Source organism: Pseudomonas sp. FW305-E2 (assembly GCF_058782925.1).
The window spans coordinates 1-11,835 of record NZ_JBYSYE010000019.1; the positions used below are offsets into that span (position 1 = coordinate 1).

Sequence of the window (11,835 nt, forward strand, 5' to 3'; positions counted from 1 at the left end):
TAGGTCATCGTCAAGATTCATTTCGCAAAACCCCTATCTGCGCATGCAGGTAGGGGTTTTGTCTTTGTGGGCAAAAAGCATGGCCTGCCACTGCTTCTCTCTGTGGGTGGCGATACAAGGACTCTCCTGCAGGCCCTTTTCCTATGCAAGCCAACAGCCCATGGCTATCATGCCTGCCTTATTCCAAGTCGAGACTGGCATGCTGAAGTTGTTGAATCTCCTCAAGGACGGTCGGTTCCATTCCGGAGAAGCTCTGGGGGCAGCCCTAGGGGTGAGTCGCAGCGCAGTTTGGAAGCAGCTGCAGCATCTGGAAAGTGAGCTGAACCTCACCATTCACAAGGTTCGTGGGCGCGGTTACCAGTTGGCCGCGCCACTGGCTTTGCTTGAGGCGCAGGCAATCGCCGAGTTCGCCGTGGGCGAACAGTGGCCGGTATTCATCCACGAAACCATCGATTCGACCAATGCCGAAGGCTTGCGCCTTGCCAGTGAAGGACAGGCGGCTCCATTCCTGGTTCTAGCTGAGCGCCAGAGCGCCGGACGCGGTCGGCGTGGCCGGCAGTGGGTCAGCCCATTTGCTGAAAATCTCTATTACAGCCTGGTGCTGCGCGTCGATGGAGGCATGCGTCAGCTCGAGGGGTTGAGCTTGGTAGTGGGGTTGGCGGTCATGCGCACCTTGCAGGCGTTCGGTGTAAAGGATGTCGGGCTCAAATGGCCCAACGATGTGCTGGTGCGTGGGCAGAAAATCACCGGGATTCTCCTGGAGTTGGTGGGCGATCCTGCAGATGTCTGTCATGTGGTGCTAGGCATTGGTATCAATGTAAACATGCAGGTAAACGAACAGGTCGATCAGCAGTGGACCTCCATGCGGCGTGAGGTTGGTGCAGCCATAGATCGCAATCACTTGGTAGCGCTGCTCAGTCAGCAGCTACAGCACGAATTGGCGCGCCATCGCCGCTACGGCTTTGCTGCATTCCAGGAGGAGTGGGAGCAGGCGCACTTGTGGCAGGGGCGCAATGTATCGCTGGTTGCTGGTAGTACACGTATTGATGGCGTGGTTCTTGGCGTCGACGGGCAGGGTGGTTTGCGCCTTGAGGTGGACGGGATGGAAAAGAGCTTCAGTGGTGGTGAGCTCAGTTTGAGGTTGCGTGATGATTCTTGAGCTCGATTGCGGTAACAGCTTCATCAAGTGGCGGGTGATCCATGTCGCCGATGCTGTGATTGAAGGTGGTGGGATCGTCGATTCCGATCAGGCGCTGGTGGCCGAAGTGGCTGCGCTCGCTTCAGTGCGCCTTACGGGTTGCCGTATTGTCAGTGTGCGCAGCGAAGAAGAAACCGATGCGCTTTGCGCGTTGATTGCTCAGGCATTTGCCGTGCAGGCGAAGGTTGCCCACCCTGTCCGTGAAATGGCAGGTGTGCGCAATGGCTATGACGACTATCAGCGTCTGGGTATGGATCGTTGGCTGGCGGCGCTGGGGGCATTTCACCTGGCCAAGGGCGCGTGCCTGGTGATTGACCTGGGTACCGCGGCCAAAGCGGACTTCGTGTCTGCAGATGGCGAGCATCTGGGGGGCTACATCTGCCCGGGTATGCCATTGATGCGTAGCCAGCTGCGCACTCACACCCGTCGTATCCGCTATGACGATGCCTCCGCGGAGCGCGCATTGAACAGCTTGTCACCAGGTCGCTCGACTGTCGAAGCGGTGGAACGCGGTTGCGTATTGATGCTCCAGGGCTTTGCCTACACCCAGCTTGAGCAGGCTCGTGTGCTATGGGGTGAGGAGTTCACCGTGTTCCTCACTGGCGGTGATGCGCCGCTGGTGAGGGAGGCCCTGCCACAGGCGCGGGTCGTGCCTGACCTGGTTTTCGTTGGCCTGGCAATGGCCTGCCCATTGGATTGAGGTGCCTATGCGCTGGTTGTTTCTGCTGTTACTGGTGCTCAACGTCTTTTATTACGTATGGCATCAGCAGGAAGCCCCGCTGAAGGTCAAGGAAGTCGCCCCATTGTCGCTGTACAAGGGGAATCAGCAAGAAATCCGACTGTTGCGTGAGACAGGTGTGTCGGCACCGCCCAAGCGTCGTGATGAATGCCTGGTAGTCGGAGGCGTGAAGGGGCAGGAGCAGTTGGATGCGCTGCGTCAGCGCCTGCTGAGTCTGGATATTGCCACCTCGCCGGTGGCAGGACAGCTGCCTGGGGCGGATGGTCGCTGGCTCAAGGTTTCTCCGGAAAGCGAGCGTTTGTTGGACCAAACGGTGCTCTTGGCTCTTTCCAATGATTTCAAAGACTTAAAACATAAAATTATTTTCTGCCAAGGTATTGCAACTGGCGAATAGCTTGATAGAATGGCGCCCGCTTCACAGGGAACACCACTCAGGTGGTAGAGCTGGAAGCGGTGTCAAAGCAGCTAAGTTTCAGATTTGATTGAAAAAATTTGAAAAAACGCTTGACACTAGGACGGCAGACAAATAGAATGCCGGCCACATCTGGAGGGATTCCCGAGCGGTCAAAGGGGACGGACTGTAAATCCGTTGCGAGAGCTTCGAAGGTTCGAATCCTTCTCCCTCCACCAGTTTTAGCGAGAGCCGCAAGCTCCGCGGGTATAGTTTAGTGGTAGAACCTCAGCCTTCCAAGCTGATGATGCGGGTTCGATTCCCGCTACCCGCTCCAAGTTTGCCGGATTTTGCACAAAGTGTTTCGCTCTTGTAGCTCAGTTGGTAGAGCACACCCTTGGTAAGGGTGAGGTCAGCGGTTCAAGTCCGCTCAAGAGCTCCATATAAACAAGGCAGATATGAAAATATCTGCCTTTGTTTTATCAGCGCAAGACTATTTCTTCTGCGGAGGATTGTATCGATGGCTAAGGAAAAGTTTGATCGTTCCCTTCCCCACGTTAACGTCGGCACTATCGGCCACGTTGACCACGGTAAGACCACTCTGACCGCAGCTCTGACTCGCGTTTGCTCCGAAGTTTTCGGTTCGGCAATCGTTGAGTTCGACAAGATCGACTCGGCTCCGGAAGAAAAAGCGCGCGGTATCACCATCAACACCGCTCACGTTGAGTACAACTCGACCATTCGTCACTACGCTCACGTTGACTGCCCAGGTCACGCTGACTACGTGAAGAACATGATCACCGGTGCTGCCCAGATGGACGGCGCGATCCTGGTTTGCTCGGCCGCCGATGGTCCGATGCCACAAACCCGTGAGCACATCCTGCTGTCCCGTCAGGTGGGCGTTCCGTACATCGTGGTCTTCCTGAACAAGGCTGACCTGGTAGATGACGCTGAGCTGCTGGAACTGGTCGAGATGGAAGTTCGCGACCTGCTGTCCACCTATGACTTCCCAGGCGACGACACCCCGATCATCATCGGTTCGGCTCGTATGGCGCTGGAAGGCAAAGACGACAACGAAATGGGCACTACCGCTGTTAAGAAGCTGGTAGAAACTCTGGACAGCTACATTCCTGAGCCAGTTCGTGCTATCGACCAGCCGTTCCTGATGCCGATCGAAGACGTGTTCTCGATTTCGGGTCGTGGTACCGTTGTTACCGGTCGTATCGAGCGTGGTATCGTCCGCGTTCAGGATCCGCTGGAAATCGTTGGTCTGCGTGACACCACCACCACCACCTGCACCGGTGTTGAGATGTTCCGCAAGCTGCTGGACGAAGGTCGTGCTGGCGAGAACTGCGGCGTTCTGCTGCGTGGCACCAAGCGTGACGACGTTGAGCGTGGTCAGGTTCTGGTCAAGCCAGGTTCGGTCAAGCCGCACACCAAGTTCACCGCAGAAGTCTACGTCCTGTCGAAGGAAGAAGGCGGCCGTCACACGCCGTTCTTCAAAGGCTACCGTCCACAGTTCTACTTCCGTACCACTGACGTGACCGGTAACTGCGAACTGCCGGAAGGCGTTGAAATGGTAATGCCAGGTGACAACATTCAGATGACTGTTACCCTGATCAAGACCATCGCAATGGAAGACGGTCTGCGCTTCGCTATCCGTGAAGGCGGTCGTACCGTCGGCGCCGGTGTCGTAGCAAAAATTATTGAATAAGTAGTTGATTTACTTGATCAGGCCGGTATAATGGCCGGCCTGATACAGCGTTACAGGTCAGTAGCTCAATTGGCAGAGCGACGGTCTCCAAAACCGTAGGTTGGGGGTTCGATTCCCTCCTGACCTGCCATTTCACCTCGGTGTGATGGCTTTCTTCTTACAGGATCCTCCTCGATGACCCCCAAAACTGAAGCCCAAGAATCGCGTTTTGATCTGTTCAAGTGGCTGGCTGTAGTGGCTTTGGTGGTTGTTGGTGTCGTGGGTAATCAATATTACTCCGCCTCTCCAATTCTGTATCGCGTTCTTGTGCTTCTCGTCCTTGCTGCTGTCGCGGGCTTTGTAGCTCTGCAGACTGCGAAGGGCAAGTCGTTCTTTGCGTTGGCGAAGGAAGCTCGTACCGAGATTCGTAAAGTCGTGTGGCCGACCCGCCAGGAAACCACCCAGACCACGCTGATTGTCGTGGCTGTCGTGCTGGTTATGGCACTGCTGCTGTGGGGGCTCGACTCCCTGCTCGGCTGGGCGGTCTCCTTGATCGTTGGCTAAAGGTGTCCCGTGGCTAAGCGTTGGTATGTTGTGCATGCTTACTCGGGTTACGAGAAGCATGTAATGCGCTCCCTCATCGAGCGCGTCAAGCTGGCTGGCATGGAAGACGGTTTCGGCGAGATCTTGGTCCCGACCGAAGAAGTCGTCGAAATGCGCAACGGCCAGAAGCGCAAGAGTGAGCGTAAATTCTTCCCTGGCTATGTACTGGTCCAGATGGAGATGAATGAAGGGACTTGGCACTTGGTCAAGGATACCCCTCGCGTGATGGGCTTTATCGGCGGTACTGCTGACAAGCCTGCGCCGATTACCGATAAAGAAGCTGAGGCCATCCTGCGTCGCGTTGCCGACGGTAGCGATAAGCCGAAGCCCAAGACGCTGTTCGAGCCAGGTGAAGTGGTTCGAGTCATTGATGGTCCGTTCGCTGACTTCAATGGTAGTGTCGAAGAAGTTAACTACGAAAAGAGTCGCCTGCAGGTTGCGGTGCTCATTTTCGGTCGCTCTACTCCGGTGGAGCTCGAGTTCAGCCAGGTCGAAAAGGTCTAGGCGGACGAAGCATCCCATACCCCGCAGCCCTGTGTGCTGCGGGGTTTTGTCGTCACTGGGATAAAACGCAAGTCATCCGGGGAGCCATCAGGCGTTCGTACCCGATTTTGGAGTAGCTCATGGCTAAGAAGATTCAGGCTTACATCAAGCTGCAAGTTAAGGCCGGCCAGGCCAACCCAAGCCCACCCGTTGGTCCAGCTCTGGGTCAACATGGTGTGAACATCATGGAATTCTGCAAGGCCTTCAACGCCCGTACCCAGGGTCAAGAAGCCGGCCTGCCGACTCCAGTGATCATCACTGTCTACAGCGACCGTAGCTTCACCTTCGAGACCAAGAGCACCCCTGCCTCGGTTCTGCTGAAGAAAGCTGCTGGCCTGACCAGTGGTTCGGCTCGCCCGAACACCGTTAAAGTCGGTACCGTTACCCGTGCTCAGCTGGAAGACATCGCGAAAGCCAAACAGGCTGACCTGACTGCCGCTGACCTGGACGCTGCTGTACGCACCATCGCTGGCTCTGCCCGCAGCATGGGCCTGAACGTGGAGGGTGTGTAATGGCTAAGCTGACCAAACGCCAAAAGGCAATCGCCGAGAAAATCGAAGCAGGCAAGGCCTACAACTTCGAAGAAGCGGCAACTCTGCTGGCCTCGCTGCCTGCTGCCAAGTTCGTCGAGTCCTACGACATCGCCGTTAACCTCGGTGTTGACCCGCGTAAATCCGACCAGGTCGTACGTAGCGCTACCGTGCTGCCACACGGCACTGGCAAGACCGTTCGCGTTGCTGTCTTCACCCAGGGTCCAGCTGCTGAAGCTGCTCTGGCTGCCGGCGCTGATCGCGTAGGTATGGATGATCTGGCTGCCGAAATGAAAGGCGGCGACCTGAACTATGACGTCGTTATCGCATCGCCTGATGCCATGCGCGTTGTAGGTCAGCTGGGTCAGGTTCTGGGTCCTCGCGGCCTGATGCCTAACCCGAAAGTTGGTACCGTGACCCCAGACGTAGCCACTGCCGTGAAAAACGCCAAGGCTGGTCAGGTTCGCTACCGTACCGACAAAAACGGTATCATCCACACCTCCGTTGGCAAGATCGGCTTTGAAGCTGACAAGCTGAAGGAAAACGTTGAAGCCCTGATCGCTGACCTGAAGCGTATCAAGCCAGCTTCCTCGAAAGGTATCTACGTTAAGCGCGTTACCCTGAGCACCACCATGGGCCCAGGTCTGGTCATCGATCAGAGCTCGCTGAACGTGTAAGAACATGGCGGCGCGACCAGTCGCGCCGCCAGCAAAAATTGGGGTCCCTGCCTGGCGGGGGCTATCCAAGACCGTAGGCGGCGCAAGCCTTAAAATATCAGCCCACGCAGATGGTGCTCCCGATTCGTTACCGAATCAGACACCAAAACGACATCCGGCCTCGGCCAGATGAAACGGTAAAAACCAGGAGTAAACCCGTGGCAATTAAACTCGAAGACAAGAAGGCCATCGTCGCTGAAGTCAACGAGGCTGCCAAAGTCGCTCTGTCCGCTGTCGTGGCTGATGCCCGTGGTGTGACTGTAAGCGCAATGACCGGACTCCGTAAAGAGGCCCGCGAAGCTGGCGTATACGTACGTGTAGTGCGTAATACCCTGCTCAAGCGCGCTGTTGAAGGCACCGAATTCTCGATCCTCAACGACGCGTTCAAAGGCCCGACCCTGATTGCTTTCTCCAACGAACACCCGGGCGCTGCTGCTCGTCTGTTCAAAGAGTTCGCCAAGGGTCAGGACAAGTTCGAGATCAAGGCAGCTGCGTTTGACGGCAATTTCATTGCAGCGAACCAGATCGACGTGTTGGCTACCCTGCCGACCCGCGACGAAGCTATTGCACGACTGATGAGCGTTATTCAAGGCGCCACCAGCAAGCTGGCTCGTACTCTGGCAGCCATTCGCGACCAGAAAGAAGCTACCGCCGCCTAAGGCGTGCGAACTCTTTCAAAATCATACGTTTAATTTGATGGCTGCGTAGGCTGTCACCCCAATACAGGATTGAGTCATGTCTCTGACTAACGAACAAATCATCGAAGCAATCGGCCAGAAAACCGTTCTGGAAGTTGTTGAGCTGATCAAAGCAATGGAAGAAACCTTCGGCGTTACCGCTGCTGTTGCCGCTGCTGGCCCAGCTGCTGCTGCTGCCGTTGTTGAAGAGCAGACCGAGTTCAACGTTGTTCTGGTTGAAGCCGGCGACAAGAAAGTGAACGTGATCAAAGCCGTTCGCGAACTGACCGGTCTGGGCCTGAAAGAAGCCAAAGAGAAAGTCGATGGCGCTCCTCAGGTTGTAGCTGAAGGCGTTTCGAAAGAAGCCGCTGAAGACGCTAAGAAGAAGCTGGAAGAAGCAGGCGCTAAAGTCGAGCTGAAGTAATCTCGACCTTGCGATGCCAGCCTGAGCGTTGAGCGAAAGGCTGATGGCTGGTGGCTTATGCCACCGGCCTTTTTCCGTTATTGGTGGCCGGTCAGGCCGGTCCCGATAACGAGCTGCAAGACACCCATGTGGGTGGCGCAAACCAAGGGGTTTGCACGATTTTCTGGCTGCTCCCGCCGGGAGAAGCCAAACAAGCAGGTGACCAAGCTGGGGAACGCTGATGGCTTACTCATACACTGAGAAAAAACGTATCCGCAAGGACTTTAGCAAGTTGCCGGACGTCATGGATGTGCCTTACCTCCTGGCCATCCAGCTGGATTCGTATCGCGAATTCCTGCAAGCGGGAGCATCCAAGGATCACTTCCGCGACGTCGGCCTGCACGCGGCCTTCAAATCGGTATTCCCGATCATCAGCTACTCCGGCAATGCTGCCCTGGAGTACGTAGGCTATCGCCTGGGCGAACCCGCCTTCGATGTGAAGGAATGTGTCCTGCGTGGCGTGACCTTCGCGGTCCCACTGCGGGTCAAGGTGCGCCTGATCATCTTCGACAAGGAATCGTCGAACAAAGCGATCAAGGACATCAAAGAGCAAGAAGTCTACATGGGTGAAATCCCCCTGATGACTGAGAACGGTACCTTCGTTATCAACGGTACCGAGCGTGTGATCGTTTCCCAGCTGCACCGTTCGCCTGGTGTGTTCTTCGACCACGACCGTGGCAAGACCCACAGCTCGGGCAAGCTGCTGTACTCCGCTCGCATCATCCCTTACCGCGGTTCCTGGCTGGACTTCGAGTTCGACCCGAAGGACTGCGTGTTCGTGCGTATCGACCGTCGCCGCAAATTGCCGGCCTCGGTGCTGCTGCGCGCCCTGGGTTACAGCACTGAAGAAGTGCTGAATACCTTCTACACCACCAACGTGTTCCACATTTCCGGCGAAAAACTCAGCCTGGAACTGGTGCCACAGCGTCTGCGTGGTGAAGTTGCAGTCATGGACATCCATGACGAAACCGGCAAAGTCATCGTCGAGCAAGGCCGCCGTATTACCGCGCGCCACATCAACCAGCTCGAGAAGGCCGGCGTCAAGCAACTGGACGTTCCAATGGAATACGTCCTGGGCCGCACTACCGCCAAGGCTATCGTGCATCCGGCTACCGGCGAAATTCTCGCCGAATGCAACACCGAGATGACCACCGAGCTGCTGATCAAGGTCGCCAAGGCGCAGGTTGTCCGTATCGAGACCCTGTACACCAACGACATCGATTGCGGTCCGTTCATCTCTGACACTCTGAAGATCGATACCACCAGCAACCAGCTGGAAGCTCTGGTCGAGATCTACCGCATGATGCGTCCAGGCGAGCCGCCAACCAAGGATGCAGCCGAGACCCTGTTCAACAACCTGTTCTTCAGTGCCGAGCGTTACGATCTGTCCGCCGTAGGCCGCATGAAGTTCAACCGTCGTATCGGTCGTACCGAGATCGAGGGTTCGGGCGTGCTGAGCAAGGAAGACATCGTCGAGGTTCTGAAGACCCTGGTCGATATCCGTAACGGCAAAGGTATCGTCGACGACATCGACCACCTGGGTAACCGCCGCGTACGTTGCGTCGGCGAGATGGCCGAGAACCAGTTCCGTGTTGGCCTGGTGCGTGTGGAGCGCGCGGTCAAGGAACGCCTGTCGATGGCGGAAAGCGAAGGCCTGATGCCGCAAGACCTGATCAACGCCAAGCCGGTAGCGGCGGCGGTGAAAGAGTTCTTCGGTTCCAGCCAGCTGTCCCAGTTCATGGACCAGAACAACCCTCTCTCGGAGATTACCCACAAGCGCCGCGTCTCTGCACTCGGCCCTGGCGGTCTGACCCGTGAGCGGGCCGGCTTCGAAGTCCGTGACGTACACCCGACCCACTATGGCCGTGTGTGCCCGATCGAGACCCCTGAAGGTCCGAACATCGGTCTGATCAACTCCTTGGCGGCCTACGCCCGCACCAACCAGTACGGCTTCCTGGAAAGCCCGTACCGCGTGGTGAAGGAAGGCGTTGTCAGCGACGACATCGTGTTCCTGTCGGCAATCGAAGAGGCGGATCACGTCATCGCACAGGCTTCGGCCGCGATGAACGACAAGAAGCAACTGATCGATGAGCTGGTAGCAGTTCGTCACCTGAACGAATTCACCGTCAAGGCGCCGGAAGACGTCACCCTGATGGACGTTTCGCCGAAGCAGGTTGTTTCCGTTGCAGCGTCGCTGATTCCGTTCCTCGAGCACGACGACGCCAACCGTGCGTTGATGGGTTCGAACATGCAGCGTCAGGCTGTACCAACCCTGCGTGCCGACAAGCCGCTGGTAGGTACCGGCATGGAGCGCAACGTTGCCCGTGACTCCGGTGTCTGCGTGGTTGCTCGCCGCGGTGGTGTGATCGACTCGGTCGACGCTAGCCGTATCGTTGTTCGCGTTGCCGACGACGAAGTGGAAACCGGCGAAGCAGGTGTGGATATCTACAACCTGACCAAGTACACCCGTTCGAACCAGAACACCTGCATCAACCAGCGTCCGCTGGTGAGCAAAGGTGACAAGGTTCAGCGTGGTGACATCATGGCCGACGGCCCGTCCACCGACATGGGTGAGCTGGCTCTGGGTCAGAACATGCGCATCGCGTTCATGGCGTGGAACGGCTTCAACTTCGAAGACTCCATCTGCCTGTCCGAGCGTGTGGTTCAGGAAGATCGCTTCACCACCATCCACATTCAGGAACTGACCTGTGTGGCGCGTGACACCAAGCTCGGCCCAGAGGAAATCACTGCGGACATCCCGAACGTGGGTGAAGCCGCACTGAACAAGCTGGACGAAGCCGGTATCGTTTACGTAGGTGCTGAAGTTGGCGCTGGCGACATCCTGGTTGGCAAGGTCACGCCAAAAGGCGAAACCCAACTGACTCCGGAAGAAAAACTGCTGCGCGCAATCTTCGGTGAGAAGGCCAGCGACGTTAAGGACACCTCCCTGCGTGTGCCAACCGGCACCAAGGGTACTGTCATCGACGTACAGGTCTTCACCCGTGATGGCGTGGAGCGCGATAGCCGCGCGCTGGCCATCGAGAAGATGCAGCTCGACGAGATCCGCAAGGACCTCAACGAAGAGTTCCGCATTGTTGAAGGTGCAACCTTCGAGCGTCTGCGTTCTGCCCTGAACGGTCAGGTGGTTGATGGTGGTGCGGGCCTGAAGAAAGGCACCGTGATCACTGACGAGGTGCTGGACGGTCTGGAGCACGGCCAGTGGTTCAAACTGCGCATGGCTGAAGATGCACTGAACGAGCAGCTGGAAAAGGCTCAGCAGTACATCGTCGACCGTCGCCGTCTGCTGGACGACAAGTTCGAAGACAAGAAGCGCAAGCTGCAGCAGGGCGATGACCTGGCACCGGGCGTACTGAAGATCGTCAAGGTTTACCTGGCAATCCGCCGTCGCATCCAGCCGGGTGACAAGATGGCCGGTCGTCACGGTAACAAGGGTGTTGTCTCGGTCATCATGCCGGTTGAAGACATGCCGCACGATGCCAACGGTACTCCGGTTGACGTCGTACTGAACCCGCTGGGTGTACCTTCGCGTATGAACGTTGGTCAGATCCTTGAAACCCACCTGGGCCTCGCGGCCAAGGGCCTGGGCGAGAAGATCGACCGCATGCTCGAAGAGCAGCGTAAAGCCGCTGAGTTGCGCGTGTTCCTGACCGAGGTCTACAACGAGATCGGCGGTCGTCAGGAAAACCTCGACGAGTTCACCGACGAAGAGATCCTGGCCCTGGCTAACAACCTGAAGAAAGGCGTGCCGATGGCTACCCCGGTCTTCGATGGTGCCAAGGAGCGCGAGATCAAGGCCATGCTGAAGCTGGCCGACCTGCCAGAGAGCGGCCAGATGGTGCTGTTCGACGGCCGTACCGGCAACAAGTTCGAGCGTCCTGTGACCGTTGGTTACATGTACATGCTCAAGCTGAACCACTTGGTGGACGACAAGATGCACGCGCGTTCCACTGGTTCCTACAGCCTGGTTACCCAGCAGCCGCTGGGTGGTAAGGCACAGTTCGGTGGTCAGCGTTTCGGGGAGATGGAAGTGTGGGCGCTGGAAGCATACGGCGCGGCATACACCCTGCAAGAAATGCTCACAGTGAAGTCGGACGACGTGAACGGCCGTACCAAGATGTACAAGAACATCGTGGATGGCGATCACCGTATGGAGCCGGGCATGCCCGAGTCCTTCAACGTGTTGATCAAAGAGATCCGTTCGCTCGGTATCGATATCGATCTGGAAACCGAATAACACGTGACGCGAAGGGGAGTGGGGCAG

At 57.0% G+C, this 11,835-nt stretch carries 11 protein-coding genes and 4 tRNA genes; all 15 read left to right on the forward strand.

Going from position 1 to position 11,835, the window contains the following annotated elements:
• Positions 1-199: 199 nt before the first annotated feature.
• The 15 genes from birA to rpoB all read left to right on the forward strand — a co-directional run bounded on the left by birA (position 200) and on the right by rpoB (position 11,808).
• Positions 200-1,159 carry a bifunctional biotin--[acetyl-CoA-carboxylase] ligase/biotin operon repressor BirA gene (birA, locus tag AC3WLP_RS15585; RefSeq protein WP_011953321.1) on the forward strand — a complete coding sequence of 320 codons (960 nt, stop codon included), beginning with the start codon at positions 200-202 and terminating at the stop codon, positions 1,157-1,159.
• The gene (locus AC3WLP_RS15590) at positions 1,149-1,898 is read left to right on the forward strand and encodes a pantothenate kinase (RefSeq protein WP_088513611.1); all 750 of its coding nucleotides are present in this window, start codon (positions 1,149-1,151) and stop codon (positions 1,896-1,898) included. Before birA ends, AC3WLP_RS15590 begins: the two co-directional genes overlap by 11 nt.
• 7 nt (positions 1,899-1,905) lie before the next feature.
• The gene (locus tag AC3WLP_RS15595; RefSeq protein WP_011953323.1) at positions 1,906-2,331 is read left to right on the forward strand and encodes a hypothetical protein; all 426 of its coding nucleotides are present in this window, start codon (positions 1,906-1,908) and stop codon (positions 2,329-2,331) included.
• A gap of 152 nt (positions 2,332-2,483) precedes the next feature.
• Positions 2,484-2,567 (forward strand) — tRNA-Tyr (locus AC3WLP_RS15600).
• Between the two features lie 24 nt (positions 2,568-2,591).
• Positions 2,592-2,665 (forward strand) — tRNA-Gly (locus tag AC3WLP_RS15605).
• A 29-nt stretch (positions 2,666-2,694) separates the two neighbouring features.
• Positions 2,695-2,770, forward strand: a tRNA-Thr gene (locus AC3WLP_RS15610).
• 78 nt (positions 2,771-2,848) lie between these two features.
• A complete protein-coding gene (gene tuf / locus AC3WLP_RS15615) occupies positions 2,849-4,042 on the forward strand; it encodes an elongation factor Tu (protein WP_003255489.1) in 1,194 nt (397 codons plus the stop codon).
• A gap of 54 nt (positions 4,043-4,096) precedes the next feature.
• Positions 4,097-4,172, forward strand: a tRNA-Trp gene (locus AC3WLP_RS15620).
• Between the two features lie 44 nt (positions 4,173-4,216).
• The gene (gene secE / locus AC3WLP_RS15625; protein WP_003255502.1) at positions 4,217-4,585 is read left to right on the forward strand and encodes a preprotein translocase subunit SecE; all 369 of its coding nucleotides are present in this window, start codon (positions 4,217-4,219) and stop codon (positions 4,583-4,585) included.
• A gap of 9 nt (positions 4,586-4,594) precedes the next feature.
• Positions 4,595-5,128 carry a transcription termination/antitermination protein NusG gene (gene nusG / locus AC3WLP_RS15630; RefSeq protein WP_003255501.1) on the forward strand — a complete coding sequence of 178 codons (534 nt, stop codon included), beginning with the start codon at positions 4,595-4,597 and terminating at the stop codon, positions 5,126-5,128.
• Between the two features lie 119 nt (positions 5,129-5,247).
• Complete coding sequence (rplK, locus tag AC3WLP_RS15635; protein ID WP_003255500.1) at positions 5,248-5,679, forward strand: 50S ribosomal protein L11; 432 nt, start codon at positions 5,248-5,250, stop codon at positions 5,677-5,679.
• Entirely contained in the window at positions 5,679-6,374 is a 696-nt protein-coding gene (gene rplA, locus AC3WLP_RS15640) for a 50S ribosomal protein L1 (RefSeq protein ID WP_003255499.1), read from the forward strand. Before rplK ends, rplA begins: the two co-directional genes overlap by 1 nt.
• Positions 6,375-6,571: 197 nt before the next feature.
• Positions 6,572-7,072 carry a 50S ribosomal protein L10 gene (gene rplJ, locus AC3WLP_RS15645; protein ID WP_003255497.1) on the forward strand — a complete coding sequence of 167 codons (501 nt, stop codon included), beginning with the start codon at positions 6,572-6,574 and terminating at the stop codon, positions 7,070-7,072.
• Between the two features lie 76 nt (positions 7,073-7,148).
• Entirely contained in the window at positions 7,149-7,514 is a 366-nt protein-coding gene (rplL, locus tag AC3WLP_RS15650; protein ID WP_003255496.1) for a 50S ribosomal protein L7/L12, read from the forward strand.
• A 220-nt stretch (positions 7,515-7,734) separates the two neighbouring features.
• Positions 7,735-11,808 (forward strand): DNA-directed RNA polymerase subunit beta, encoded by a 4,074-nt coding sequence (rpoB, locus tag AC3WLP_RS15655; RefSeq protein ID WP_003255495.1) that lies wholly within the window; start codon positions 7,735-7,737, stop codon positions 11,806-11,808.
• Positions 11,809-11,835 lie beyond the last annotated feature (27 nt).